This window comes from Novosphingobium sp. 9 (genome assembly GCF_025340265.1).
Classification (GTDB): domain Bacteria; phylum Pseudomonadota; class Alphaproteobacteria; order Sphingomonadales; family Sphingomonadaceae; genus Novosphingobium.
Genome location: NZ_CP022707.1, coordinates 565,400 through 589,980 on the forward strand (window position 1 = coordinate 565,400; position 24,581 = coordinate 589,980).

At 65.7% G+C, this 24,581-nt stretch carries 25 protein-coding genes and 2 pseudogenes; 12 read left to right on the forward strand and 15 right to left on the reverse strand.

Features of this window, described 5'->3' with window-relative positions; translation table 11 throughout:
• Positions 1–6: 6 nt before the first annotated feature.
• The 8 genes and pseudogenes from CI805_RS02780 to CI805_RS02815 all read right to left on the reverse strand — a co-directional run bounded on the left by CI805_RS02780 (position 7) and on the right by CI805_RS02815 (position 5,385).
• Entirely contained in the window at positions 7–534 is a 528-nt protein-coding gene (locus CI805_RS02780) for a PaaI family thioesterase (protein WP_409934925.1), read from the reverse strand.
• On the reverse strand, positions 524–985 hold the full coding sequence (locus tag CI805_RS02785) for a PTS sugar transporter subunit IIA (RefSeq protein WP_260926055.1): 462 nt from the start codon (positions 983–985) through the stop codon (positions 524–526). The genes CI805_RS02780 and CI805_RS02785 overlap by 11 nt, the downstream gene beginning before the upstream one ends.
• 135 nt (positions 986–1,120) lie before the next feature.
• Positions 1,121–1,693, reverse strand: a complete 573-nt coding sequence (gene hpf / locus CI805_RS02790; RefSeq protein WP_260926057.1) for a ribosome hibernation-promoting factor, HPF/YfiA family — start codon at positions 1,691–1,693, stop codon at positions 1,121–1,123.
• A gap of 24 nt (positions 1,694–1,717) precedes the next feature.
• Positions 1,718–2,404 carry a DNA polymerase III subunit epsilon gene (gene dnaQ, locus CI805_RS02795; protein WP_260926059.1) on the reverse strand — a complete coding sequence of 229 codons (687 nt, stop codon included), beginning with the start codon at positions 2,402–2,404 and terminating at the stop codon, positions 1,718–1,720.
• Between the two features lie 50 nt (positions 2,405–2,454).
• On the reverse strand, positions 2,455–3,009 hold the full coding sequence (gene coaE, locus CI805_RS02800) for a dephospho-CoA kinase (protein ID WP_260927737.1): 555 nt from the start codon (positions 3,007–3,009) through the stop codon (positions 2,455–2,457).
• Positions 3,010–3,082: 73 nt separating this feature from the next.
• Positions 3,083–3,945, reverse strand: a pseudogene (locus CI805_RS02805) (shikimate dehydrogenase family protein).
• Entirely contained in the window at positions 3,942–4,526 is a 585-nt protein-coding gene (locus CI805_RS02810; protein ID WP_260926061.1) for a Maf family protein, read from the reverse strand. The pseudogene CI805_RS02805 and the gene CI805_RS02810 overlap by 4 nt, the downstream one beginning before the upstream one ends.
• Before the next feature lie 13 nt (positions 4,527–4,539).
• Positions 4,540–5,385 carry a pyruvate, water dikinase regulatory protein gene (locus tag CI805_RS02815; RefSeq protein WP_260926063.1) on the reverse strand — a complete coding sequence of 282 codons (846 nt, stop codon included), beginning with the start codon at positions 5,383–5,385 and terminating at the stop codon, positions 4,540–4,542.
• Positions 5,386–5,724: 339 nt separating this feature from the next.
• On the opposite strand from CI805_RS02815, the gene hemE reads away from it, so the two are divergent.
• The 4 genes from hemE (at position 5,725) to CI805_RS02835 (ending at position 9,669) form a co-directional block, all read left to right on the forward strand.
• Positions 5,725–6,747 (forward strand): uroporphyrinogen decarboxylase, encoded by a 1,023-nt coding sequence (gene hemE / locus CI805_RS02820; RefSeq protein WP_260926066.1) that lies wholly within the window; start codon positions 5,725–5,727, stop codon positions 6,745–6,747.
• Between the two features lie 109 nt (positions 6,748–6,856).
• Positions 6,857–7,297, forward strand: a complete 441-nt coding sequence (locus CI805_RS02825) for a CopD family protein (RefSeq protein ID WP_260926069.1) — start codon at positions 6,857–6,859, stop codon at positions 7,295–7,297.
• A 332-nt stretch (positions 7,298–7,629) separates the two neighbouring features.
• Positions 7,630–8,886 carry a transcription termination factor Rho gene (gene rho, locus CI805_RS02830; protein ID WP_260926072.1) on the forward strand — a complete coding sequence of 419 codons (1,257 nt, stop codon included), beginning with the start codon at positions 7,630–7,632 and terminating at the stop codon, positions 8,884–8,886.
• Between the two features lie 54 nt (positions 8,887–8,940).
• Positions 8,941–9,669, forward strand: a complete 729-nt coding sequence (locus CI805_RS02835) for a TerC family protein (protein WP_260926075.1) — start codon at positions 8,941–8,943, stop codon at positions 9,667–9,669.
• Positions 9,670–9,784: 115 nt separating this feature from the next.
• On the opposite strand, the gene CI805_RS02840 is transcribed toward CI805_RS02835, so the two are convergent.
• Together CI805_RS02840 and CI805_RS02845 are read right to left on the reverse strand one after the other, a co-directional pair.
• Positions 9,785–10,756: a quinone oxidoreductase family protein gene (locus CI805_RS02840; RefSeq protein ID WP_260926078.1), complete on the reverse strand. Its 972-nt coding sequence runs from the start codon at positions 10,754–10,756 to the stop codon at positions 9,785–9,787.
• A 19-nt stretch (positions 10,757–10,775) separates the two neighbouring features.
• Positions 10,776–12,359 carry an FMN-binding glutamate synthase family protein gene (locus tag CI805_RS02845; protein ID WP_260926081.1) on the reverse strand — a complete coding sequence of 528 codons (1,584 nt, stop codon included), beginning with the start codon at positions 12,357–12,359 and terminating at the stop codon, positions 10,776–10,778.
• Between the two features lie 238 nt (positions 12,360–12,597).
• On the opposite strand from CI805_RS02845, the gene CI805_RS02850 reads away from it, so the two are divergent.
• The 6 genes from CI805_RS02850 to CI805_RS02875 all read left to right on the forward strand — a co-directional run bounded on the left by CI805_RS02850 (position 12,598) and on the right by CI805_RS02875 (position 18,528).
• Positions 12,598–12,879, forward strand: a complete 282-nt coding sequence (locus CI805_RS02850) for a DUF6489 family protein (protein ID WP_260926085.1) — start codon at positions 12,598–12,600, stop codon at positions 12,877–12,879.
• Positions 12,880–12,910: 31 nt separating this feature from the next.
• Positions 12,911–14,191 (forward strand): tRNA uridine-5-carboxymethylaminomethyl(34) synthesis GTPase MnmE, encoded by a 1,281-nt coding sequence (gene mnmE, locus CI805_RS02855; RefSeq protein WP_260926088.1) that lies wholly within the window; start codon positions 12,911–12,913, stop codon positions 14,189–14,191.
• An 83-nt stretch (positions 14,192–14,274) separates the two neighbouring features.
• Entirely contained in the window at positions 14,275–16,152 is a 1,878-nt protein-coding gene (gene mnmG, locus CI805_RS02860; RefSeq protein ID WP_260927740.1) for a tRNA uridine-5-carboxymethylaminomethyl(34) synthesis enzyme MnmG, read from the forward strand.
• On the forward strand, positions 16,149–16,790 hold the full coding sequence (gene rsmG, locus CI805_RS02865) for a 16S rRNA (guanine(527)-N(7))-methyltransferase RsmG (RefSeq protein ID WP_260926091.1): 642 nt from the start codon (positions 16,149–16,151) through the stop codon (positions 16,788–16,790). Before mnmG ends, rsmG begins: the two co-directional genes overlap by 4 nt.
• Positions 16,787–17,563, forward strand: a complete 777-nt coding sequence (locus tag CI805_RS02870; protein WP_260926094.1) for a ParA family protein — start codon at positions 16,787–16,789, stop codon at positions 17,561–17,563. Before rsmG ends, CI805_RS02870 begins: the two co-directional genes overlap by 4 nt.
• Positions 17,560–18,528 (forward strand): ParB/RepB/Spo0J family partition protein, encoded by a 969-nt coding sequence (locus CI805_RS02875; protein ID WP_260926097.1) that lies wholly within the window; start codon positions 17,560–17,562, stop codon positions 18,526–18,528. Before CI805_RS02870 ends, CI805_RS02875 begins: the two co-directional genes overlap by 4 nt.
• A 69-nt stretch (positions 18,529–18,597) precedes the next feature.
• Here CI805_RS02875 and CI805_RS02880 read toward each other — a convergent pair whose 3' ends face one another.
• Both CI805_RS02880 and CI805_RS02885 read right to left on the reverse strand, forming a co-directional pair.
• Positions 18,598–19,098, reverse strand: coding sequence for a hypothetical protein (locus tag CI805_RS02880; RefSeq protein ID WP_260926101.1), 501 nt, complete (start codon positions 19,096–19,098; stop codon positions 18,598–18,600).
• 95 nt (positions 19,099–19,193) lie between these two features.
• The gene (locus CI805_RS02885) at positions 19,194–19,676 is read right to left on the reverse strand and encodes a GAF domain-containing protein (RefSeq protein ID WP_260926103.1); all 483 of its coding nucleotides are present in this window, start codon (positions 19,674–19,676) and stop codon (positions 19,194–19,196) included.
• Between the two features lie 62 nt (positions 19,677–19,738).
• On the opposite strand from CI805_RS02885, the gene CI805_RS02890 reads away from it, so the two are divergent.
• Positions 19,739–21,217 (forward strand): PQQ-dependent sugar dehydrogenase, encoded by a 1,479-nt coding sequence (locus CI805_RS02890; RefSeq protein WP_260926105.1) that lies wholly within the window; start codon positions 19,739–19,741, stop codon positions 21,215–21,217.
• Between the two features lie 235 nt (positions 21,218–21,452).
• Here the strand turns inward: CI805_RS02890 and CI805_RS02895 are convergent.
• Positions 21,453–22,291, reverse strand: a pseudogene (locus CI805_RS02895) (ATP-binding protein).
• Positions 22,292–22,426: 135 nt separating this feature from the next.
• Here CI805_RS02895 and CI805_RS02900 point away from each other — a divergent pair.
• A complete protein-coding gene (locus tag CI805_RS02900; protein WP_260926107.1) occupies positions 22,427–23,374 on the forward strand; it encodes an L-threonylcarbamoyladenylate synthase in 948 nt (315 codons plus the stop codon).
• A gap of 38 nt (positions 23,375–23,412) precedes the next feature.
• Here the strand turns inward: CI805_RS02900 and CI805_RS02905 are convergent, their stop codons facing one another.
• The gene (locus CI805_RS02905) at positions 23,413–23,739 is read right to left on the reverse strand and encodes a hypothetical protein (protein ID WP_260926109.1); all 327 of its coding nucleotides are present in this window, start codon (positions 23,737–23,739) and stop codon (positions 23,413–23,415) included.
• A gap of 108 nt (positions 23,740–23,847) precedes the next feature.
• A complete protein-coding gene (locus CI805_RS02910; protein WP_260926111.1) occupies positions 23,848–24,381 on the reverse strand; it encodes a CarD family transcriptional regulator in 534 nt (177 codons plus the stop codon).
• Positions 24,382–24,581: the final 200 nt, after the last annotated feature.

Genomic DNA, 24,581 nt, shown 5'->3' on the forward strand with positions numbered 1-24,581 from the left:
GAAGCGTTACCCTTCGTCGGGAACGGAGGCGGGGATGGATGCGGGATTGCCGTATCCGGCCAGCCCCGAAAGCGCCATGCGCGATCGCATGAACGTTCCGGTGCCGCGCCCGATCTCCTCGCCCGTTGCATCGACCAGCCGCGATTCCGCCACCAGCACGCGGCGGCGCCCGCTGATCCACCGGCCATGCGCCGTCACCCGCCCCTCGCGCACCGGGGCGGAGAAGTGCAGGTTGAACGAGGTGGTCAGCAGGAAACGGTCGGTGACGAGGGTATTGGCGGCATAGAACGCCGCATCGTCGAGCATCTTGAAGTAGATGGTGCCGTGCGCCGCGCCTGCGGCATGAAACACCTCGGGACCAACCTCGAACGAGATCGTCGCCTCGCCTTCTTCGTGGATCGCCAGCGAAGAGCGGAACAGGCGGTTGATCGGGGCCGAGTGATAGAGCGCTTCCAGCGCCCGCCAGTGTGTCTGCGCCCCGCTGGAAGCCCCTTCGTTGGACACTGGGCGCGCGATACTGTCGTCAGGCTGCATCGCGCTCGATGACGTTGCTCAGCAGGCTGTAGATGGCTTCCGCGCTGGGCGCCGCCATCAGGGTTTCGTGCATGCGCTCGTCACGCATCATGCGCGAGATCGCCGCCAGCGCGTGGAGGTGGACCGCGCCTGCGCCATCGGGCGAGAGCAGGCCGAACACCAGATCGACCGGCTGACCGTCCGCCGCCTCGAAATCGACGGCGGCTTCCAGACGCACGAACCCGGCAACCGGGCGCTGGAGGCCGGGAATGCGGGCATGGGGAATGGCGATGCGGCGGCCGAAGCCGGTGCTGCCCAGTGCTTCGCGCTCGAACAGGTGGGCCAGCACGGTCTCGCGATCGAGATCGTAGACCTGCGCGAAAAGATCGGCGAGGCGCCCCAGAATGATCGGCTTGCTGTCCGCGCTTACCGTGGTCACGGCTTCGGGCAGCAGGGTGAAAAGATGGTTCATCGTATACGTACTGATCTGGTCCGTGACCGCCCCCGTGGTCAAATGCAGATGAGCCCCGGCTGAACCGGGGCTCCTTGCGTTGTCCGCCGTTGAAGTATCAGCCCTGGAGGCAGGACCGATGGCGCACGCTCAGCGTCAGTGCGGCTCCACCCAGCCGATCGAACCGTCGCCGCGGCGGTAAACCATATTATGGCGTCCCGTTCCAGCGTTTTTGAAGAACAGCGCATTGGTGTGCCGCAGGTCGAGCATCATCACCGCGTCCGAAACGGTGGCTTCGGGAATGTCCACGCGGGTTTCGGCGATCACCACCGGCGCTTCCTGCTCCGGCTCGTCGTCGTTCTCGTGGTGCTGCTGTTCCTCGAAGATGATGTAGGCGGCTTCCTCCACCGCGGCGGCGTGATGGGCCTGCTCGCTGCGGTCCTTGAGGCGGCGCTTGTAGCGGCGCAGCTGCTTGTCGATCTTTTCCGCCGCCTGATCGAGCGCGGGGTGCGCGTCCTGCGCGGAACCGGTGGCCTTGAGCACCAGATTCTGCATCACATGCATGATGATGTCGCATCGAAATGCGCCGGCCGGCGCACGCCCGAAGGTGACGTGCGACGAGAGGGCCCGGTTGAAATACTTCGCGATGATCGCATCGAGACGTTCGCTTGCGTAGACCTGCAGGGCCTCGCCAGTTTCGACCTGATGACCGGAAACGCGGATATCCATGGGCAATTGCTCCTCTTCTTGGCGTTATCCCTCACCCCAGAGCGGGGCATCGACTGACTTCAGAAACGCCGCATGGGTGGCGAGTTCCTCGGCAGTGGCCGCGTGGGGACGCGGCTGGCGGAAGGGACGGTCCTTTCGGACGAGGACCTTGGTTTCCGCCACGATTTCGTGTGCCTCGGCCACAAGGCCAAGGCCGATCTGGCGCCCGCCGCGCAGTTCGACATAGACCTGCGCGAGCAGTTCGGCGTCGAGCAGCGCGCCGTGCTTGGTACGATGGCTGCGATCGATGCCGTAGCGGGTGCACAGCGCATCGAGCGACAGCTTGGCGCCGGGATGGCGCTGCTTGGCCAGCGCCACGGTATCGACCATGCGATCGCGCGAGACCGCCTCGAGACCGCAGAGCGCCAACTCGGCATTGATGAAGTTGAAATCGAACCCGGCGTTGTGCGCGACCATCGGCGCATCGCCGATGAAATCGAGGAAATCCTGCGCACAGGCCGAAAACAGCGGCTTGTCGGCCAGGAAGGCATCGGACAGGCCGTGCACCGCCTCGGCCTCTGCCGGCATGCCGCGTTCGGGGTTGAAATAGGCGTGATAGGTGGCGCCCGAGGGCACCCGGTTGATCATCTCGATACAGCCGATCTCGACCATCCGGTCCCCGCTCTTGGGGTCGAATCCAGTCGTCTCGGTGTCAAAGATAATCTCTCGCATTCCTCTTCATATCTGCCTCATGACGCTTTCGTGCAAGGGCCGGACGGGGATTAATAATCTCCGCTTATCCTCTTCACGACGGCATCCACCTGATCACGGGTCTGCTCCAGCGTGGTGCCGGTATCGATCACATGGTCGGCGCGCGCGCGCTTTTCCGCGTCGGGCACCTGAAGCGCCAGAATTGCCTCGAATTTCGCCTCGGTCATACCCGGACGGGCGAGCACGCGGGCGCGCTGCATCCCGGCGGGGGCAGAGACCACCGCGACCGCATCGAGCGTCTTTTCGTAGCCCTTTTCGTAGAGCAGCGGGATATCCATCACCACCAGCGGCGCTTCGGCATGGTCGCGCAGGAAGGCCGCCCGCAGATCGGCCACGGCGGGATGGACGATCCCCTCCAGCCGCGCCATCGCCTGCGGATCGCCGAACACCGCCGCGCCCATCTTTGCGCGGTCGAGGCCACCGGGTCCGGTCGTGCCGGGAAACGCCGCCTCGATGGCGGGCAGCAGCGCGCCGCCCGGTCCTTGCAGGACGTGGACCGCCGCATCGGCATCGAACACCGGCACGCCAAGCTCGCGCAGCATCGTCGCCACGGTCGACTTGCCCATGCCGATCGAACCGGTCAGGCCCAGAATGACGGGGCGGTTGTCGGTCGTTTTCGGGCCAGGCACGCCCGCCTCCTTACGACAGGATCAGGCGGCGCAGATCGGCGTCGTGCTCGCGCGGGGGCGAGCGCCGAAGAAGCGCGCGAAGGCCTCGTCCGCCTGCCCGATCAGCATGGAAAGACCATCGATCGTCTCGAACCCCGCCGCCCGCGCGGCTTTCAGGAACTGGGTGTCGAGCGGGCTGGTGACGATATCGTAGACGACGCTGTTCGGCGGCGCGTGGCTGAAGTCGAACGGCAGCGGCGGCTGGCCGGTCATGCCCAGCGCACTGGCGTTCACCACCAGATCGAACAGCTGCTCGCGGTCGTCGAAGGCGAAATCGGTGGGCGTGGCGAAATGTTCGGTGGCGATGGCGTGGTGATCGTCACCCAGCGCAACCTCGGCGAGCAGGTCCTGCGCCCGCTCTGCCTCGCGCCCCGCCAGCACCACGACGAAGCCCTCCGCCGTCAGCCCCGCAACGATCGCGCGCGCAGCGCCGCCGGTGCCGATCACGCGGGCCATGCGGAACAGGTGCGTTTCGGCAAGACGGGGCCGCAGCGGTTCGAGAAATCCCGAAGCGTCGGTGTTGTAGCCGGTCAGCGAGCCGTCGGCCTCGCGCACCACGGTGTTCACCGCGCCGATGCGCTCGGCCAGCGGATCGAGGCGGTCCATCATCGGCAGCACCAGCTGCTTGTGCGGCATCGTCACATTGCACCCGCGCCACAGCGGATCGGCCCGGCGGCGGGCGATGTAATCGGCCAGATCGTCGACATGGACGAGGCAGTGATCGTAGCGCCCTTCGAGGCCGAGCTTGCCCAGCCAGAAATTGTGGATCGCAGGCGATTTCGACTGCGCGATCGGATCGCCGATCACTTCTGCATAAGGAACGGTATCGGTCACGCGTCGAGATCTCCCAGCTGGCGCAGCGCCGCCTGCACCTTCAGCAGCGGCATGCCCAGGATCGTGAAATAGTCGCCTTCGATGTGCTCGAACAGCTGCACGCCGCGCGCCTCGATGCGGAAACAGCCCACGCACCCGGCGATGGCGGGCCATTCGGCATCGAGATAGGTCTCGATGAAGGCCTCGCTCAACGGCGCGACGTGCAGGTCGGCGCGCGCGGGCGCTTCCCACACCACCTTGCCGTCGCGCACCAGCGCCGCCGCGCTGTGCAGGCGCATGACCTTGCCCGAGAAGAAGCGCAAATGCTCCGCAGCACCTTCGCGACTGCCCGGCTTGTCGAACCGGCGGCCTTCGCACTCGACGAGACTGTCACTGCCGAGCACGAGGCGGCCCTCAGCTTGCGCGCTGATCGCCTGCGCCTTCGCACGGGCGAGGGCGAGGGCGATCTTTTCGGGCGGCGCATCGCCGAGGCCGGCCTCCAGCGCGCGTTCGTCGATATGCGCAGGGATCGGCTCGTGCGCGATACCGGCGGCTTCGAGCATGGCGCGGCGCGAGGCGCTTTGCGAGGCGAGGATCAGCATCGTCTTGGCTCTTTCAGATCGGCTTCGGGCCGGTCTGGCCCTGCGTGCCCGCCGCGCGGCGCTCGTTATAGAGGTTGATGATCGCCGCCGCCGTCTCCTCGATGGAGCGGCGCGAGACGTCGATCACCGGCCAGGAATTGTCCGCGAACATGCGCCGCGCATATTTCAGCTCCTGCTCGACCATCTCGACCTGCACATAGTCGGTATCGGGCGACTGGCTGAGCGAGAGCAGGCGGTTGCGACGGATCTGGATCAGCCGCTCGGACGCCGTGGTCAGTCCGACGACCAGCGGGCGCTTCAGCCCGAACAGCGAAGGCGGCGGCGGGCTTTCGACCACGATGGGAATGTTCGCGACCTTGTACCCGCGATTGGCGAGATAGATCGAGGTCGGCGTCTTGGACGTGCGCGAGACGCCCGCGAGCACGATGTCGCACTCCTCCCAGTCTTCCCACGCGATGCCGTCATCATGGGCGATGGTGAACTGGATCGCATCGACGCGCGCGAAATAGGCCTCGTCCAGCTGGTGCTGGCGACCGGGACGGCCCTTGGCTTCCTGCCCCAGCAGCGCTTCGAGCGCATCGGTCACACCGTCGAGCACGGCGATCGCGGGCAGGCCCAGCGCCTGACAGCGCGCCTCCAGCCGCCCGCGCGTCTCCTCGTTGACCAGCGTGAAGAACACGAGGCCGGGGTTCGCGGCGATCTCGCCCATGATCCGGTCGAGGTGCTGCTGCGAGCGCACCATCGGCCAGAAATGGCGCAGGACATCGCTGTCATCGAACTGCGCCAGCGCCGCCTTGGCGATCATTTCCAGCGTCTCGCCAGTGGAGTCCGAAAGCAGATGCAGGTGAAAACGCGCCATGAGTCAGGGAGTACCGGGTGCTGTGGGAAGGGCTGTGGATAGAGGGCGGCATAAACCACGGGATAGTTCCGGTGACAACTCGCAACCACGATTCCATCCCCGCACCCACCGATTCCCCGACGGCTTTTGGACAGGCCCAGGACTCTTCCCACAGGCTGGGGATAAGACTCATAACTTTGCTTTGACTCTGACTCTGTCGAGAGTCGCAAAACGCAGGCAGCCTGTTCATTTCGGGACAAATCGGGCAAGGACCCGCAATCCCCGATTTCCACAGGCCCAACAACTCCTGAATCCTTAATTCAAGAATCTCTTATTTTTTTTGATCGGACCCGAAACGCAATGCCCGGACCTCTCCTGAACGCCCTGCGCGGCGAAAATATCCGCCGCCGCCCGGTGTGGCTCATGCGTCAGGCAGGACGCTATCTCCCCGAATATCGCGCGCTTCGGGCCGAGAAGGGCGGCTTCCTCGCGCTGGTCTATGATTCCGCCGCCGCCGCCGAAATCACCCTCCAGCCGATCCGCCGTTTCGGCTTCGACGGCGCGATCCTGTTTTCCGACATCCTGATCGTGCCTTATGCGATGGGGCAGGGGCTGGAATTCCTGGCGGGCGAAGGCCCCAAGCTCTCTCCCAAGCTGGTCGATCACGCGCTGTCCTCGCTCACCGCCGTGCCGGAGAGACTCTCTCCGATCTATGACACCGTGAAGCGCGTCGTTGCCGACCTTCCGGGTGAGGTGACGATGCTGGGCTTTGCGGGAAGTCCCTGGACGGTGGCGACGTATATGGTCGCAGGCGAAGGGAGTCGGGATCAGGCAGAAACGCGGGCGATGGCCTGGCGCGATCCGCAAGCGTTCCAGGCGATCATCGATGCCATCGTGGAAGTCACGATCGAGTATCTCTCCGGCCAGATCGCCGCAGGTGCCGAAGCGGTGCAACTGTTCGACAGCTGGGCCGGGACTCTGGCTCCGTCCGAATTCGAGCGCTGGGTCATCGCCCCCAATGCGCGGATCGCCGCCGAGATTCACCGCCGCCATCCCAGTGTGCCGGTGATCGGCTTCCCCAAGGGCGCGGGCGAGAAACTCCTCGCCTATGCCCGCGAGACCGGAGTCGATGCCGTGGGGATCGACGAGACGATAGACCCGGTGTGGGCCGCGCGCGAACTGCCACAAGGGCTTCCCGTGCAGGGCAATCTCGATCCGCTGGTGCTGCTGGCAGGCGGCGCCTCGCTGGAACTGGAAGCCCGCCGCGTGCTCGATGCCTTCGCCGATCGTCCCCATGTTTTCAATCTGGGCCATGGCATCGGCCAGTTCACCCCGATCGAGCATGTCCAGCGGCTGCTCGATGTGGTGCGCAGCGTGGACTGAATGCGCCTTGACCCGAGCGGCAACGTTCAGGAAAGGTCAGGGTTACAGGACGTAAGGGGCCTGAAAAGGGCTGGACCAGAGAGGCGCGGCCGCGCCCAAGGGATGTTTCATGGAGTTTCTGCAGTCGATCTATCCGTGGCTGAAGGCGGGTCACATCATCTTCGTGATCTTCTGGATGGCAGGCCTGTTCATGCTGCCGCGCTATTTCGTCTATCATCAGGAGGCTGAGCCCGGTTCGCCCGAGGAAGCGCGCTGGATCGACCGCGAGGCCAAGCTGCGCACGATCATCCTGACGCCTTCGCTGATCGCGGTCTGGGTGTTCGGGGTGCTGCTGGCAACCGCGATGGGCTTCTGGATGGCGCCGTGGCTCCATGCCAAGCTCCTGCTGGTGGTGCTGCTTTCGGGCTATCATGGCTGGCTGGTCGGCTATGCGAAGAAGCTGGCGCGCGGTGAACGTCCGCTCTCGGGCAAGGCACTGCGCATGCTGAACGAAGTGCCGAGCATCGCGGCAGTGCTGATCGTCGTGCTGGTTGTCGTTAAACCCTTCTGAACAAGCGAATTTGCCGAGAAAAGGCGCGCGGGGGAAACTGGCCTTCCGCGCGCTTTTTCGTATCTGGAACTCTGTGACCCTGTCGGGCTGCGCGGTCAGGCAGACTCGGTCTGCCCCGGTCGGGCCTCCGTCCGAAGATCATCCGTTGACCAAAGGCACCGGCGCGCTTATTTGAAGCGCGTCCGGCAATGGGTTCCACGGGAACCCGGAACGCCACCCGGATCCGCTTTCCCCAAGCCTTTCGATCCTTCGCGTTTTACGAAAATCCGCTTTTCAAAAAAATTGTCGGCCGAACCCTCTTCCACTCCGGAATAAAAACAAGACACACGAAAATGCATCTCAAAGAACTCAAGAAGAAGTCGTCGGCCGAACTGGTCGAAATGGCCGAAGACATGGGCGTTGAAAGCGCCTCGACGCTGCGCCGTCAGGATCTGATCTTCGCGATCCTCAAGGAAGTGGCCGAGGATGGCGAGGAAATCATCGGGCAGGGCACCATCGAAGTGCTGACCGATGGCTTCGGCTTCCTACGCAACCCGGAAGCGAACTATCTCGCCGGTCCCGACGATATCTATGTCTCGCCCAATCAGGTCCGCAAATGGGGCCTGCGCACCGGCGATACCGTGGAAGGCGAAATCCGCGCCCCCAAGGAGGGCGAGCGCTACTTCGCCATCACCAAGCTGCAGAGCGTCAACTTCGACGATCCCGATGCGGTGCGCCACCGCGTCAACTTCGACAACCTGACGCCGCTCTATCCCGATCAGCGCCTCAAGCTCGACAACCTGGACCCCACGGTCAAGGACAAGTCCAGCCGCGTGATCGATCTCATCTCGCCGCAGGGCAAGGGCCAGCGCGCGCTGATCGTCGCGCCGCCGCGCACCGGTAAGACCGTGCTGCTGCAGAACATCGCCAAGGCGATCACCGACAATCACCCCGAGGTGTTCCTGCTCGTCCTGCTGGTCGACGAACGCCCCGAGGAAGTCACCGACATGCAGCGCAGCGTGAAGGGCGAGGTGATCTCCTCGACCTTCGACGAGCCCGCGCAGCGTCACGTCCAGGTCGCCGAAATGGTGATCGAGAAGGCCAAGCGCCTTGTCGAGCACAAGCGCGACGTGGTGATTCTGCTCGACTCGATCACCCGTCTGGGCCGCGCCTACAACACCGTTGTCCCCTCGTCGGGCAAGGTGCTGACCGGCGGTGTCGACGCCAACGCCCTGCAGCGCCCCAAGCGCTTCTTCGGTGCGGCGCGCAACATCGAGGAGGGCGGTTCGCTCTCGATCATCGCCACGGCCCTGATCGATACCGGCAGCCGCATGGACGAGGTCATCTTCGAAGAGTTCAAGGGCACCGGTAACTCGGAAATCGTCCTCGACCGCAAGGTGGCGGACAAGCGCATCTTCCCGGCGCTCGACGTCGGCAAGTCGGGCACCCGCAAGGAAGAGCTGCTGGTGCCGAAGGACCAGCTCACCAAGATGTGGGTGCTGCGCCGCATCCTCATGCAGATGGGCACCGTCGATGCGATGGAGTTCCTGCTCGACAAGATGAAGGACTCCAAGACCAACGAGGACTTCTTCTCGACGATGAACCAGTAAGGGTTCTTCGCCGGAACCATACGCTGGAACCAAAAAAGGGGGGCGATCCCGGTCATGAGCATCCTGACGTTACTGGCAGCAACAGCCTCCGCTTCGGCCCCCGCGATGGGTGGCCCGGCGGAGATCTGGCAGCACATCGTCACCGATTTCTCGAACCTGGGATCGCCCGCCGCGCTGTCTGCCTTCGTGCAGGTGCTGATGATCGACGTGGTGCTGGCGGGCGACAATGCGATCGTCGTCGGTGCCCTTGCGGCGGGCCTTCCTGCTGACCAGCGCCGCAAGGTCATCACTATCGGTGTGCTTGCCGCGCTGGTGATGCGCATCGGCTTTGCGCTGATCGTCACCTGGCTGCTCGGCATTGTCGGGCTGGTGTTCGCAGGTGGGCTGCTGCTGCTGTGGGTCGCCTGGAAGATGTACCGCGAGACCCGCGCGCAGGGTTCCGCAGGTTCTCCCGAAGTGGACGGCGACGAGCATTCCGGCCTCACCGCATCCAAGAGCTTCGGCGCGGCGGTGTTCTCCGTGGCGCTGGCGGACGTGTCGATGTCGATCGACAACGTGCTGGCGGTGGCGGGCGCCGCGCGCGACCATCCCGGTATCCTGATCGTCGGCCTGATCGTGGCTGTGGCGCTGATGGGCGTGGCGGCGAATGTGATCGCCAAGTATATCGACCGTTACCGCTGGATCGCCTGGGTGGGCCTTGCGGTGATCGTCTATGTGGCCGTCAAGATGATCTACGAAGGCTTCGTGGACCCGCAGCTGGGTATCATCACCCTGCTATCCTGAACGCGCTTAAAAGTGCCTCGGAGCGCTTCCATCGATCCTAAATAAGACCTTGCGTCGGAAGACGTAAAGGGGGTGCAGGGGGGCTATGCTCCCCTGCGTAATCACTTCCACTCCTTCACGGAACCAGCACCGTAGACCCCGTCGTCTCCCGGTTCTCCAGCGCCCGGTGTGCCTCGGCCGCTTCGGCCAGCGCGAAAGTGCGCCCGATCTTCGGGACGAGTACGCCGCTGGCGATCCGGTCGAACAGCTTGGCGGACGCGATCCGCAGTGCCTCGGGTGTGCCCACGTAGTCCGCCAGCGTAGGCCGGGTGAGATACAGCGAGCCGCCGCGCATCAGGTCGAGCGGGGTGATCTCGCCCACCGCGCCCGAGGCATTGCCGAAGCTCGCCATCAGCCCGCGCGGGCGCAGGCAGGCGAGCGAGGCGTTCCACGATGTCTTGCCGACGCCATCGTAGACGACATGGCACATCGCCCCGCCGGTGATCGCGCGCACGGCCTCGGGCAGCGTATCAAAGGGGCCGTGGAGCGAGTGCTCGGTCGGCACGCTCGCGGCTTTTTCGGCGCTGCCGCAGTGGGCGATCACCGTTGCGCCCTTGTCGGTCAGCCAGGGCACCAGCAGCGAGCCGACACCGCCTGCCGCCGCATGGACGAGCGCCACGGTGCCTGCCGTGACCGGATAGGTATCCTCGGCCAGGTAGCAGGTGGTCAGGCCCTTGAGCAGCACCGCTGCGGCAATCTCGGGCGAGATCGCATCGGGGATCGGGATCGCGCGCGCGGCCTCGATTACCCGGTGAGTTGCATAGGCGCCGTTGCTGCCGACGCAGCAGCCCACGCGCTCACCCATGGCGAAACCCGAGACGCCTTCTCCCAGCGCGACGATCCGCCCAACGCTTTCGGTGCCGAACTGCACCGGCAGCGGCCCCGGATAGAGACCCTTGCGAAAGTACGTCTCGATGAAGTTCAGTCCTACCGCCTCGGTCGCGATGACGATCTGGCCGGGAGCGGGCGTGGGGACGGCGAAGTCCTCGCGCTCGATCACCTCGGGGCCGCCGTGCCGATGGGCGATCATGCGGTATGGCTGGGTCATTGGAACTACTCCGTTGGGCTCAGGTCACGCGGCGGAAGGTGTCCGCGCGCGAGACCTTCCAGGCGTGGGCGTATTGCGTGGCGAGGGGATCGGCCAGCAGTTCACCGGGTTGCAGGAACTCGTAGACTTCATCGAGCGGCCCCGCCTTGGCGCTGTCGATCCGCTGGTACATGTCGTGCGGGCTCAGTTCCCAAGGGCTGCGATAGCCCATGGCGACGACGATCTCGCGGAGGGCCTTCAGCGTCTCGTGGTGGAAGCGGGCGACGCGCTCGGCCTTGTCGTCCACCACCAGCCCGCGCTGGCGCCACTCGCTCTGGGTGGCGACGCCGGTGGGGCAATTGCCGGTGTGGCACTTCATCGACTGGACGCAGCCCAGCGAGAACATGAAGGCGCGCGCAGCGTTGCACCAGTCCGCGCCCATGGCGAAGGCACGGGCCATTCCGGCGCCGGAATGGATCTTGCCCGAGGCACCCAGACGGATCTGCGACTTCAGGTTGACGCCCACCAGCGCGTTGCGCATCAGCGTCAGTCCCTCGCGCAGCGGCATGCCGACATTGTCCGTCAGCTCCTGCGGCGCGGCGCCGGTGCCGCCCTCGGCCCCGTCGACGACGATGAAATCGGGCGTGATCCGGGTTTCGACCATGGCCTTCACGATCGCCATGATCTCATGCGGCTGACCGACGCAGAGCTTGAACCCGGTCGGCTTGCCGCCCGACAGCTCGCGCAACTGCTCCACCCATTCGAGCAGGCCGATGGGCGTGGAGAAGGTCGAGTGACCGGCAGGGGAGAGGCAATCCTCGCCCACTTCCACCTTGCGCGCCTCGGCGATCTCGGGCGTCACCTTGGGGCCGGGAAGGACGCCGCCGTGGCCGGGCTTGGCGCCCTGGCTCAGCTTGATCTCGATCATCTTGACCTGGTGGTCGGCGGCCTGCTCGGCGAAGAGTTCGGGGTTGAACGAGCCGTCCTTGTGGCGGCATCCGAAATAGCCGCTGCCCAGTTCCCAGATCAGGTCGCCGCCGTGCTTGCGGTGATAGCGGCTTATCGATCCTTCGCCGGTGTCATGCGCGAATCCGCCGAGCGCTGCACCCTTGTTGAGCGCCTCGATGGCATTGCCTGACAATGAGCCGAAGCTCATCGCCGAGATGTTGAGCAGCGCACTGTCATAGGGCTTGGCGCGGGTCGAACCGATGCGGGTGTGCCACGAAGGCGGGGCCTTCTCGTTCGGCGCGATCGAATGCCCAAGCCATTCGTATTCCTCGGAATAGACGTCCAGCTCGGTGCCCATCGGGTGCGAGTCTATGGTACCCTTGGCGCGGGCATAGACGAGGCCGCGTTCCTCGATGGTGTAAGGGCGCCCTTCGCGGTCGCCCTCGACGATGTAGGCGCGCAGGAACGGGCGCAGGTCCTCGAACAGCCAGCGCACGCGGGCGATCAGCGGGTAGTTGCGGCGCAGCGCATGGCGGTCCTGCGCGAAGTCCCAGACGGCGATCAGCAGCAGCGGCACGCTCAGGATCAGCCACCAGTGCAGCAGGGGAACGAGGGCGAAAAGCGCGGTCAACAGCAGCAGCAGGGCCGGAACGGTGTAGCGGGGCAGAGGGGCCATGGTCTGTCAGACCTCCGCACGCGGGCAGGGCGCGGTGGGCACCTGCGATGAATATGTCATGGTCGTCTCCCGTTTTTGGTTCTGGTCGGGGTTTCGGCTCAGGCTAGGACGATGCGATGGCTTTGCCCACTGTTTCCGGCACTTGGCACTTGCAAAAGCGCGGCGATGGACTTTGCGACGCGCATGTGTCAGCACATGAGGGTCGATAAGGTTCCGGGGCCATCGGGGAGAGACGACGATGAAGATGAATGTCGAAGTCGAATGCACGCCGGAAGAGGCGCGCCGCTTTCTCGGCCTTCCCGATGTGACCCGCGCGAACGAGGTCTATGTCGAGGCGCTGACCAACGCGATGAAGGGCGTGGGCAGCTTTGAGCAGATGCAGGAACTGTCCAAGCAGATTGCGCCGATGGGACAGTTCGGCCTCAAGATGTTCCAGCAGTTCCTCGAAAGCGGTGCCGCGATGGCGATGGGCGGAGCGGGAATGGGCACTTCGGGCAGCAAGCCGCGCAAGGACGATTGACGCGAGCGCCTGCCCGCGCTTTGCATCATCCATGACCGATACGATCTTCGCGCTGTCGAGTGGTTCGCCACCCGCAGCGATAGCCGTTGTGCGCGTGAGCGGACCGCAGGCCGGCACGGCCCTTGCCGCGCTGTGCGGCGGGCGTTTGCCCGAGCTGCGCCGGGCGAGTTTTCGTCCTTTACGCGACGAGAACGGAGCGCTGCTCGATCACGCGCTGGTGCTGTGGTTTCCGGGGCCTGCGACGGCGACGGGTGAGGACCTTGCCGAATTGCATCTCCATGGCGGCCGTGCGGTTGTTCGCGCTGTCGAAGCGGCGCTGGCGGCGATACCCGGTCTGCGTCCGGCGGAGGCGGGTGAGTTCACCCGGCGATCTTTCGCCAATGGCCGGATGGATCTTGCCGAGGCCGAAGGGCTGGCCGATCTGCTTTCTGCAGAAACGGAACTCCAGCGCCAGAATGCGGTGGCACTGGCGGGCGGCGCGCTTTCGCGCGAGGTCGAAAGGTGGCGCGCCGAGGTGCTGACGCTCTCGGCACTGGTCGAGGCGGCGCTCGATTTCGCGGACGAGGATGACGTCGAGGGACTTCCGCCTGCCTTCGCAGAACGCCTCGCAATGTTTCACGTGGAACTTTCCGACTGGCTCACTCGCCCTCGCGCCGAGGTGCTCAAGGAGGGCTTCCGCGTTGTGCTGGCGGGGCCACCCAACGCGGGCAAGTCCACGCTGTTCAATGCACTGGTCGAGGATGAGGCGGCGATCACCTCTCCGCTGGCGGGCACCACGCGCGACGTCCTGACCCGCGCGGTCGCCATCGGCGGCGTCGCCTTCGTGTTCGGCGATACCGCCGGTCTGCGCGACGAAACGGGCGACGCCATCGAGGCCATCGGTATCGATCGCGCCAGAGCGGAACTCGGTCGGGCCGACCTGGTGCTCTGGCTTGGCCCTGAAGGCGAAGGGCCGGAGGGAAGTTGGGAAATCGCCGCGCAGATCGACCGCGAAGGCACTTCGGAGAAACGCGCGCCCCGCCATCGGCTGTCCGCCGCGACGGGGGAGGGACTGGACTCCCTGCGCCGCGATCTGGTCGAACACGCGCGAGGCACCTTGCCGAAGCCCGGCGCGGTGGCACTCAATGCGCGGCAGGCCAAAGCGATCGGCGAGGCGGTCGATGGGCTTGCCATTGCCCTGTCGGCGCATGATCCGCTGGTGGTCGCCGAAGGGCTGCGTCTGGCGCGTCTGGCGTTCGATGCGCTGACCGGGCGTGCAGCGACAGAGGACATGCTCGATGCCCTGTTCGGACGCTTCTGCATCGGCAAGTGATGTTCCACGTGGAACATTTGCGCGGGTAAAATCGCGTTTGCACTTTGACCGGAGTCGTGGACTGGCGTAAGCGCGAAGTCGAAATGCATTCCTTCGACGTTATCGTGATCGGCGGCGGCCATGCCGGCTGCGAAGCTGCGGCTGTCGCGGCCCGCATGGGTGCGCGCACCGCGCTCGTCAGCTTCGATCCCGCCACCATCGGCGCGATGAGCTGCAACCCGGCCATCGGCGGCCTCGGCAAGGGCCACCTCGTGCGAGAGGTTGACGCGTTCGACGGCCTTATCGCCCGCGCCGCCGATGCCTCGGCCATCCATTATCGCATGCTCAACCGCTCCAAGGGCAGTGCGGTGCAGGGCCCGCGCGTGCAGGCCGACCGAGCGCTGTTCAAGGCGGCGATCCATCACCTGCTGGCGTGTCAGGGCGACCTCACCATCGTCGGTGGCGAGGCGGCGGACCTGATCGTCGAGGGCGGCGCGGTGTGCGGCATCGAACTGGCGGACGGCTCGCGGCTGAGCGCCGGGGCGGTCGTGCTGTGCACCGGCACGTTCTTGGGCGGCACGCTGTTCCGGGGCGAGGAGCGACTGACCGGCGGACGGATCGGCGAGGCCTCGGCCCAGCGCCTTGCTGCGCGCCTTCGCGATGCGGACCTGCCGATGGCCCGCCTCAAGACCGGAACACCGCCGCGCCTCGATGGGCGCACCATCGACTGGGCACGTCTGGAAGTGCAGCCTTCCGATGGCGAGCACTGGACGATGTCGGCGCTCGGCGCACCGAATACCGAAGGGCAGGACGGGGGCGCGCGTCGCACTGTCCCGCAAGTGTTCTGTGCCGTCACGCGGACCAATGCCCACACGCACGATCTGATCCGCGCCAACCTCGATCGCTCGCCGCTGTTCAGTGGTGCTATCGGCGCGCGTGGTCCGCGCTATTGTCCGTCGATCGAGGACAAGATCCATCGTTTCGCCGATCGTGACAGCCACCAGATATTCCTGGAGCCGGAGGGCCTGACGACGCCGCTGGTCTATCCCAACGGGGTCAGCACCTCGTTGCCGACCGATGTGCAACTGGCGATGATGCGCTCGATGGACGGGCTTGAGCGCGTCGAGATGGCGGTGCCGGGCTATGCGGTGGAATACGATCACATCGATCCGCGTGCGCTGCGGCACAGTTTGGAACTGCGCGATATGCCGGGGCTCTACTGCGCGGGCCAGATCAACGGCACGACGGGATACGAGGAAGCGGCAGCGCAAGGACTGGTCGCAGGGATGCACGCGGCGGCCAAAGTGCTCGGGCGCGAAGCGGCGCCCATCGACCGCGCAAACTCCTATATGGCGGTGATGATCGATGACCTGACGCTGCACGGGGTGAGCGAGCCCTATCGCATGCTGACCGCGCGGGCCGAATATCGCCTCCGCCTTCGTGCCAACAACGCCTCGACCCGGCTGACCCCTCTGGCGATCGCGGCGGGGACGGTCGGGGCGGAACGATGCGCGTGGTTCGCGCAGCGTGGCGAGCAGCGTGCAGCGCTGGAATCGGCGTTCGATACAAAGGTCGGCGCCGTCGATCTCGTCGCGCAGGGCTTGCCGGTCCGTACCGATCAGGGGCGCCTGCCGGTGCGCGAATGGCTGCGGTTCGGCGGCATCGAATTGGCACATCTGCTGCCGTGGATCGACGGGGCGGAAGGTGCCGATCCCGATCTGCTCGAAGAGCTGGTCGAGGATGCCGAATATGCGCCGTACCTCGACCGGCAGGAGCGCGAACTGCGCGACTTGCGGGCCAGCGAAACACTGCGACTGGCAGACGATTTTCCTTACGATCAGGTACCGGGCCTGTCGCACGAGATGGTCGAGAGACTGACGTCGGCGCGACCGGCGACGCTGGCGGCGGCAGGGCGCGTACCGGGCATCACGCCCGCCGCGCTCGCCGCGCTGCTCGTCCATGCCCGGCGGGAGGCAGCATGATTACCAATGAGAGCGAAGCGCAGGCCTGGCTGGCAGCGCGCCCCGAATACGATGCCACTGCGCGCGAGCGGATCGAGACGCTGATCGCGATGCTGGTGGAAGAGAACAAGGTGCAGAACCTCGTCTCTGCCGCCAGTCTTGATCAGGTGTGGCAACGCCATATCGTCGACAGCGCGCAGCTGCTGGCCCATGTTCCACGTGAAACATCCGGCGTCTGGCTCGACCTTGGCACCGGTGCTGGTTTCCCCGGCCTAGCGGTAGCCGCCCTGCGCCCGGACCTGGAAGTGGTGATGGTCGAATCGCGGGCCCGCCGCATCGACTGGCTCGACCGGGCGCGGATCGCGATGGGCCTGGACCGCGCGCAGGTGGTCGGCAGCCGTCTTGAACTGGTCGAATCGCGCGACGTGAGTGTGGTTTCCGCGCGCGCCTTTGCACCGCTCGACAAACTTCTCGCATTGTCTGCCCGATTTTCCACAAGCGAAACGATTTGGGTGTTGCCCAAGGGGCGGTCTGCACAGCAAGAATTGGACGACCTTCGCAAGTGGCGGCACATGTTCCACGTGGAACAGTCCCTGACGGACCCGCAGGCAGGCATCATCGTCGGTACGCTGACCGACGGGAAGGACAGGACCAGATGATCCGTATCGCCATTGCCAACCAGAAGGGCGGAGTCGGCAAGACCACCACCGCCATCAACGTGGCTACGGCCCTTGCGGCAACGGGCTGGAACACCCTGCTGGTCGATCTCGATCCGCAGGGCAATGCCTCGACCGGGATCGGCGTTTCGGCGGCGGATCGCGAATATTCGACTTACGACCTGCTGGTCGATGGCGCGCCGCTGCGCCAGTGCGTGGTGGGGACGTCGATCCCCAACCTCGACCTCTTGCCCGCGACCGTCGATCTGTCCGGCGCCGAGGTGGAGCTGGTGAGTGCGGAGGATCGCACGCATCGTCTGGGCAAGGCGCTCTCGGTCGAAAATCCCTACGACGTCTGTCTGATCGATTGCCCGCCTTCGCTGGGTCTGCTGACGCTGAATGCGCTGACCGCTGCCGATACGTTGCTGGTCCCGCTCCAGTGCGAGTTCTTCGCGCTCGAAGGGCTGAGCCAGCTGTTGCAGACGGTGGAGCGGGTGCAGCAGCGCTTCAATCCAGAACTCGGCATCATCGGCATTGCCCTGACGATGTACGACCGCCGCAACCGGTTGACCGATCAGGTTTCCGAGGATGTGCGCTCGGTGCTGGGGCAGCTGGTGTTCGAGACAGTGATCCCGCGCAATGTGCGCCTGTCGGAAGCGCCCAGCCATGGCGTTCCGGCGCTTATCTACGATCATGCCTGCGCCGGTAGCCGCGCCTATATGGCGCTGGCCCGCGAGCTGATCACACGACTGCCCGAAAAGAGGAAAGCGGCATGAACGACGATTCCATCATCCGCATCACGCCGCCGCAAAGTCCGGTGACGCCTCGCCAGAAGCCCAAGGGTCTCGGGCGCGGCCTTGGCGCACTGCTGGGCGAGACGCGGCGCGAGGAACCAGTTGCGGGTGCAGGACACAATTCGGGCGCGGTGGCGACGCCGCGCGTCGGCGGTCTGGCGGTTCTGACGATTGCCGATATCGTGCCGCATCCCGATCAGCCGCGCCGCATCTTCAACGAGGAGGCGTTGGGCGAACTGGCTGCCTCGATCGAGCAGCGCGGGGTGATCCAGCCCGTGATCGTGCGACCGATACCGGGTGGCAAGTACCAGCTCGTCGCCGGTGAGCGTCGCTGGCGCGCGGCGCAGAAGGCGCACCTCCACGAGATTCCGGCGCTGGTCCGCGAACTGACCGAGCGCGAGGTGATGGCGCTGGCGCTAATCGAGAACCTCCAGCGCGAGGATCTCAACCCGATCGAAGAGGCCCGCGCCTATCAGCGCCTCGCCGAATCGGAGAGCATGACTCAGGCCGAGATCGCCCGCATGGTCGACAAGAGCCGCAGCCATGTCGCCAACTTCCAGCGCCTGCTGGCGCTCCCCGACGATGTGATCGGGCTGGTCGAGACCGGTGAGTTGTCGATGGGGCATGCTCGCGCGCTGATCGGTTGCGAGGGTGCGTTCGAGATCGCCGAGGCGGCCATCGCCAGGCAGATGTCGGTGCGCGAGATCGAGAAGCTGGTGCGCAAGAAGGCGCGCGGCACCACCGAACCGCGCCGCGCCCGCACCGCGCGCAGTTCCACGCAGGATGCCGATATCGCGGCGATGGAACAGCACCTTGAGGAATTTCTCGGCCTGCCGGTGAAGATCGATGCCGATGCCGATCCGCGTTCGGGCACCGTCTCGATCCGCTATGCCACGCTCGATCAGCTCGATCTGGTATGCCAGCGGCTTACCGGCGGCGGGATCTGATCCGGCGACGGTAATTTCGACCGCTGTGATCGAACAGGGAAGGGCTGCATCGCGCGGCCCTTTTTCGTATCAGCGCCGTAGCGGCGCCTTGCTGCCGGGCGACAGTCTGGAGCCGGTATCGACATAGGCATAGTCGATCACCGGGCTGCTGTGCGCTGCCGCAGGGGATGCTGCGGTAGGCTGCTGGACCGGCGCGGGAGTGGATTGCGCACCCGAGGGGGCTACGGGAACCATCATCACCGGCACCATGCCCGGCGCATAGCCATAGACGTATCCCGGCTCCCCGCGCGCTGCCGCTTCGTAGCGGGCGGCGTAGCTGTCGAGATAGGCCTCGCACTCGCCACTGTCATAACCGGCGGCACCATCGCGATAGCCAAGGCGGCGGTGGCAGTCGTCTAGCCAGGCGGCGCGCGCGGCGGGATCGAAGCTGAACTGGATGGGGGCAGGTGCCGGTGCGGGAGCAGACTCGGGCGCCACAGCTTTTGCAAGGGCTGGCGTGGCCGACAGTGCCGCGAAGCTGAGGGCAAGGGCGCAAAGGCTGCGCAGGCGAACGATAGCGTGTCGGTCCATATGCGGACTTTAACGCAAAATTCACCATGAGGATCGGGAAATCTTCAGGGCTCGGCGGCTGCCCCGAAGCGGGACAACCGCCGGGCTTTTGTTACTCAGATACAGGATGCGGCCAGCGCGGCGAGGCGCTCGATGCCGTCGGCGTCCTCGCTGTCGAAGCGATTGGGCTCGGGGCTGTCGAGGTCGATCACCGCGATCACCTTGCCCTCGCGGATCACCGGCACCACCAGCTCCGAACGGCTTGCCGCGTCGCAGGCGATATGGCCCTCGAAGGCGTGGACGTCGGGCACCAACTGGGTCGCAGCCTGAGAAGCTGCCGCGCCGCACACCCCGCGCCCGAAGGGGATACGGATGCAGGCAGGCTTGCCGACGAACGGCCCGAGCACCAGTTCGTCCTCGACCGAGCGGTAGAACCCGGCCCAGTTGAGATCGGGCACCAGCTGCCAGATCAGTGAGGCGAGGTTGGCCATGTTGGCCACGCCATCGGGCTCGCCATCGACCAGCGCGCTCGCGCACTGGAGCAGGTAGTCATAGCGTTCGGCCTTGGGCGTATCGGGGGCGAGATTGAAATCGTACATGGGCGCTGCGATACTCCAAAGCGAGGTTGCCGCCTAGAGCATGGCCTCGTATCTGTAAGGCCATGGCCTCGATCCTCAAGCGAAGCGCGCTGGCGCTGCTCGTCATTCTCGTCCTGCTGGCGGCGCTGCTCGCCTGGACGCAGTATTCCAATTCCTCGGACCTGCCCTCCACGGCGACGACCGGGCCGGACCCCAAGCTCGTCGATCCGGCACCGCAGTGGTTCCCGAGCGTCAGCCTGCCCAAGACGGTGGGCTGGGGCGCGGACGGCAAGCCCGATGCAGGCAAGGGGCTGTCGGTCAGCCGCTTTGCCGAAGGGCTCGATCACCCGCGCACAATGCTGACGCTGCCCAATGGCGATGTGCTGGTGACGGAAACGAATGCCCCGGCGGTCAGCCGCGAGGGCGGCGGGATCACCGGTGCGGTGGCGCGCTGGATGATGAAGCGCGTGGGCGCCGGCGAGGCGTCTCCCGATACCATCGTGCTGCTTCGCGATGCCAATGGCGACGGCAAGGCCGAACAGCGCTTCACCTTCCGCACTGCTGACATGCGCTCGCCCTCGGGCATGGCCTATGGCGATGGCACGCTTTACGTCGCCGATCACGATGCCGTTCTCGCCTTCCCGTTCACGCCGGGCGCCACCAAGCTGACCAGCGCGCCGCGCAAGCTGATGGACCTGCCCGCAGGTGGCCAGCACTGGATGCGCAATCTGCTGCTCAGCCCCGATGGCGCGCATCTCTATGTCGCGGTCGGTTCGGGCACCAACGTTGCCGACAACGGTCTCGATGCCGAGAAGGGCCGCGCCGGGATCTGGGAGATCGACACCAAGACGGGCTCGCACCGTCCTTATGCGGCGGGGATGCGCAATCCCAACGGGATGGACTGGAATCCGTCGACCGGCATGCTCTGGGCGACGGTGCAGGAGCGCGACATGCTCGGCCCCGATCTGGTGCCGGACTACCTCACCGACGTTCCGGTGGGCGCGCAGTATGGCTGGCCGTGGGTCTACTGGCGCGACCATTTCGATGACCGTGCGAACTATCCGATGCAGATCGGCATGACCGACTATACCCGTCGCCCGCGCTATGCGATGGGCGCGCATACCGCCGTGCTGGGCATGACCTTCGCCAAGGGTGGCGAGCGTCTGGGGCCGGGCTTTGCCAACGGCGCCTTCATCGCCCGCCATGGCTCGTGGAACCGTCGCCCGGCAGTGGGTTACGATGTCGTCTATGTCCCGTTCGATGCGCTGGGCAATGCGACCGCAGCGATGCTGGTGCCGGTGCTGAGCGGCTTCCTCGACGGCAAGGGCGATACCCATGGCCGTCCGGTCTGGCTCACCTGGGGCCACGACGGCAGCCTGCTGGTCAGCGACGATACCGCAGGCATGATCTGGCGCGTGATCGCGCCGGGCGCGGCGCCGTCTCCGGCACCCAAGCCGGTCGTGACGGACCACATGAAGCCGCAGACCGAGCTGAAGGACCCTTCGCTGATCACCCCGCAGATGCTGATGGGCGGGATGATGAAATCGTCCGACGGTCAGTGAGCATCGCCTGATCGAACAGGAAAAGGCCCGCCGGAGTTCTGCTCCGGCGGGCCTTTTCGCATCTGGATCGGGGAGGTAGGGCTCAGAGTTCGTTTGAAAATTCGCGAAAGGCGAATTTTGCGGCACCTGCCCGCGCCCCCACCCTACCTCCCAACGGTAGTATCCTGCGGGTGGTAGGGTGGGGGAGGGCGGGCCGGTGCCGCATTCAAAAATGCCCGTCAGGGCATTTTTCAAATCAGAGCACCTTGCCGGCGCGGCCTGCCAGTTCGTTGACGTATTGCCAGGCGATACGGCCCGAGCGCGCACCGCGCAGGCGCGACCATTGCAGCGCGTCGCCTTCGTCCCAGTCGAGCCCGAAGGTTTCCGCATAGCCCCGGATGATTGCGAGGTAGGCATCCTGATCGCAGGCGTGGAATCCGATCGACAGGCCGAAGCGGTCGGCCAGCGCAAGCTGGTCGTCCACCTTGTCGCGCGGGTTGATGGGATCGTCCTGCTCCGCCATGCCGCGCGGCACGATGGCGCGGCGGTTCGAGGTGACAGCCAGACGCACGTTGGCGGGGCGCGCCTCGACGCCGCCCTCCAGCCACGAACGCAGCAGGCGCGGCCCTGCGCTGTCGCCTTCCTCGAAGCCCAGATCGTCGATGTAGACGAGGAAGCGGCGCTCCGGCACCTTGCCCAGCAGAGTGAACAGCGCGGTGACGCCGGAGAGCGCTTCCTGCGCCACCTGCACCAGCGCGATGTCGCCGGGGTGCGCGTCTTGCGCGGCGCGGATCGAGGCGCGGATCAGCGCGGACTTGCCCATGCCGCGCGATCCCCACAGCAGCATGTCGTGCGCGGCATGACCTGCGGCAAGGCGGGTGACGTTCTCGACCACGCGGGCCTTCTGCGCCTCGACGCCCTGCAGCAGCGCGAGCCGGGGCGCTTCGAGCACGGGCACCGGGCGGCCTTCGTGTCCGGTCCACACGTAGGCAGGGTGCGCGGTCCAGTCGATCGTTTCGGGGCAGGGGGCGCCAGGCGTTCGAGCGCGGCGGCGATGCGGGCGAGGGCGTCCGCGATATCGGGGGTCTCGGTCATGATGTTGCGCTGGAACCAGAAAATTCGTGCATTTGCAAATGCAAATATCAGGAAGTTTGATGAATTATTGCTCTATCACACATTCATCGTCCGAAATTGTTGGAATTACCCGCGATTGGCGATAGCGCAAGGGCGATGAACCAGACCGACGCGCCCCGCCTGCTGCCCGATACGCCCGAAGGCCTTCAGGATGCTGCCGTCATCCTGCGCGGCGGCGGGCTGGTCGCGGTGCCGACCGAGACGGTCTACGGCCTTGCCGGGCGGGCCGATCGTGACGAGACGGTGGCGGCGATCTATCGGGCCAAGGGGCGGCCGAGTTTCAATCCGCTGATCGTCCATGTCAGCGATTTCGCGCAGGCAGAGACAGTCGCGGTGTTCGACGAGCGCGCCCGTGCGCTCGCCCATGCCTTCTGGCCGGGGCCGCTGACGATGGTGCTGCCGCTGCGCGACGGCGCCCCGGTTGCCCCTGCGGTGACGGCGGGGCTGCCCACGGTGGCGTTGCGCTGCCCCGGTCATCCGACGATGCGCGAACTGATCGCGCGCTGCGGGGTGCCGCTCGCGGCGCCCTCGGCCAATGCCAGCGGCGGGGTGAGCCCCTCGTGTGCGGCGCATGTGGTGGCATCGCTGGGTGGGCGGATCGATGCGGTGATCGATGGCGGCGCGTGTCCTGCCGGTCTGGAATCCACCATCGTCGCGCTGCGTGGGGAGGGAGCATGGCAACTGCTGCGACCCGGCCCGCTGACGGTGGAGGCACTGGCCGAGGTGCTGGGGTGCGATCCGGTGCCGGTGACATCGCACGAGATCGAAGCGCCGGGGCAGCTTGCCAGCCACTACGCGCCGGGCAAGCCGGTGCGGCTGGAGGCGGAAGTGGCCGAAGCGGACGAGTTCCACATCGGCTACGGAGCGATCTCAGGCGATGCGACGCTCTCTGCCGATGCCGATCTCGCCGAAGCCGCCGCGCGCCTCTACGCGCTGCTGCACGAGGCTGCTGCGGCCCCGCAGCCGCGCATTGCCGTGGCGCCGATCCCCGATGTCGGGATCGGCCTGGCGATCAACGACCGCCTGCGCCGCGCGGCGGCGTGACGGGGCGCTGACGAAGGCGGGGTAGTCTCGCCGCCCGATTAGGAGGGGTACTGCGTGCGCAGGCCCTGAATCTGGGCATAGTCGTCGCGCGCGGTCTGGCAGGCCCGTTCGTCGCCCTGGTTGCACTGCTTCATGTGCCGGTCGTACTGCTTCTGCAGCTTGCCGATCTGCTCTTCCTGCTTGCGCATCTTGCGCCCGCGGTTGCGATCGGATTCCGACTGGCTGGTGGTGGTCCAGTCCACGGCCTTGCTGCCCGCCTTGACCGGCAGCGTCACGACATTCACCGCCGTCTTCGCGATGCAGCCCGAGAGGGCAGGGGCCAGCGCCAGAGCGGCGAGCGAGGCGATCAGGGCGGCATGTTTCATGACAGGCCGGAGCCTTTCACGAACGCGCGCATCCGGCAATCTCTAAAAGAAAAGGGCCTCTCGTCCGCAGACGAAAGGCCCTTTTCTTGCGCGAAGCCGCTTGAGCGATCAGGCGGTTTCAGCGTTCTCGTAATACTTGGGCGCATACTCGTTGAGGATCGCGAGGATCTTCTGGAGGGCGGCCGGTTCGTCGGTCTTTTCCATCGCCGCCAGTTCGCGGGCGAGGCGCGAGGACGCAGCCTCGAAGATCTGGCGCTCGGAATAGCTCTGTTCGGGCTGGTCGTCGGCACGGAACAGGTCGCGGGTCACTTCGGCGATCGACACGAGGTCGCCCGAGTTGATCTTCGCTTCGTATTCCTGCGCGCGGCGCGACCACATGGTGCGCTTGACCTTGGGCTTGCCCTTCAGGGTATCGAGCGCTTCGCGAAGCGTCTTGTCCGAAGAGAGCTTGCGCATGCCGATGGATTCCACTTTATTGAAGGGAACCCGGAGGGTCATGCGTTCTTTTTCGAATCGCAGCACATAGAGTTCAAGCTGCATGCCGGCGATTTCCTGCCGCTGCAGTTCGATTACCCGGCCCACGCCGTGCTTGGGGTAAACGACGTAGTCTCCAACATCGAAGGCGTCAGCCTTGGTTGCCATGTATCGTCCTTTCACCTGCGGGATTTCGCTGCAGTTTTGGCGGCGGAAAGAGCGCGGGCAGTGCGACGCGGAGGCCGGTAAAAACCTCCACCACCCGGTCAGATTGCTCTCCCAACCGTTTGCTTTCGAATCCCGCCTCGCAATGAAGATAGCTGCCACACGAGCGCGAATGCCCGGACAGTTGAGCCATCATATAGCAT

Bases quoted from the DNA above. Each gene is read 5' to 3' on its own strand.
- rho (WP_260926072.1), top strand. From the start codon at position 7,630: ATGCATCTCAAAGAACTCAAGAAGAAGTCGTCGGCCGAACTGGTCGAA.
- CI805_RS02905 (WP_260926109.1), bottom strand. From the start codon at position 23,739: ATGAAACATGCCGCCCTGATCGCCTCGCTCGCCGCTCTGGCGCTGGCC.
- CI805_RS02875 (WP_260926097.1), top strand. From the start codon at position 17,560: ATGAACGACGATTCCATCATCCGCATCACGCCGCCGCAAAGTCCGGTG.
- CI805_RS02835 (WP_260926075.1), top strand. From the start codon at position 8,941: ATGAGCATCCTGACGTTACTGGCAGCAACAGCCTCCGCTTCGGCCCCC.
- CI805_RS02900 (WP_260926107.1), top strand. From the start codon at position 22,427: ATGAACCAGACCGACGCGCCCCGCCTGCTGCCCGATACGCCCGAAGGC.
- CI805_RS02880 (WP_260926101.1), bottom strand. From the start codon at position 19,098: ATGGACCGACACGCTATCGTTCGCCTGCGCAGCCTTTGCGCCCTTGCC.
- CI805_RS02780 (WP_409934925.1), bottom strand. From the start codon at position 534: ATGCAGCCTGACGACAGTATCGCGCGCCCAGTGTCCAACGAAGGGGCT.
- rsmG (WP_260926091.1), top strand. From the start codon at position 16,149: ATGATTACCAATGAGAGCGAAGCGCAGGCCTGGCTGGCAGCGCGCCCC.
- dnaQ (WP_260926059.1), bottom strand. From the start codon at position 2,404: ATGCGAGAGATTATCTTTGACACCGAGACGACTGGATTCGACCCCAAG.
- CI805_RS02870 (WP_260926094.1), top strand. From the start codon at position 16,787: ATGATCCGTATCGCCATTGCCAACCAGAAGGGCGGAGTCGGCAAGACC.
- coaE (WP_260927737.1), bottom strand. From the start codon at position 3,009: ATGGGCAAGTCGACCGTGGCGACGATGCTGCGCGAGCTTGGCGTGCCG.
- CI805_RS02840 (WP_260926078.1), bottom strand. From the start codon at position 10,756: ATGACCCAGCCATACCGCATGATCGCCCATCGGCACGGCGGCCCCGAG.
- CI805_RS02815 (WP_260926063.1), bottom strand. From the start codon at position 5,385: ATGGCGCGTTTTCACCTGCATCTGCTTTCGGACTCCACTGGCGAGACG.
- hemE (WP_260926066.1), top strand. From the start codon at position 5,725: ATGCCCGGACCTCTCCTGAACGCCCTGCGCGGCGAAAATATCCGCCGC.
- CI805_RS02825 (WP_260926069.1), top strand. From the start codon at position 6,857: ATGGAGTTTCTGCAGTCGATCTATCCGTGGCTGAAGGCGGGTCACATC.
- CI805_RS02785 (WP_260926055.1), bottom strand. From the start codon at position 985: ATGAACCATCTTTTCACCCTGCTGCCCGAAGCCGTGACCACGGTAAGC.
- CI805_RS02890 (WP_260926105.1), top strand. From the start codon at position 19,739: ATGGCCTCGATCCTCAAGCGAAGCGCGCTGGCGCTGCTCGTCATTCTC.
- mnmG (WP_260927740.1), top strand. From the start codon at position 14,275: ATGCATTCCTTCGACGTTATCGTGATCGGCGGCGGCCATGCCGGCTGC.
- hpf (WP_260926057.1), bottom strand. From the start codon at position 1,693: ATGGATATCCGCGTTTCCGGTCATCAGGTCGAAACTGGCGAGGCCCTG.
- CI805_RS02845 (WP_260926081.1), bottom strand. From the start codon at position 12,359: ATGGCCCCTCTGCCCCGCTACACCGTTCCGGCCCTGCTGCTGCTGTTG.
- CI805_RS02885 (WP_260926103.1), bottom strand. From the start codon at position 19,676: ATGTACGATTTCAATCTCGCCCCCGATACGCCCAAGGCCGAACGCTAT.
- mnmE (WP_260926088.1), top strand. From the start codon at position 12,911: ATGACCGATACGATCTTCGCGCTGTCGAGTGGTTCGCCACCCGCAGCG.
- CI805_RS02850 (WP_260926085.1), top strand. From the start codon at position 12,598: ATGAAGATGAATGTCGAAGTCGAATGCACGCCGGAAGAGGCGCGCCGC.
- CI805_RS02810 (WP_260926061.1), bottom strand. From the start codon at position 4,526: ATGCTGATCCTCGCCTCGCAAAGCGCCTCGCGCCGCGCCATGCTCGAA.
- CI805_RS02910 (WP_260926111.1), bottom strand. From the start codon at position 24,381: ATGGCAACCAAGGCTGACGCCTTCGATGTTGGAGACTACGTCGTTTAC.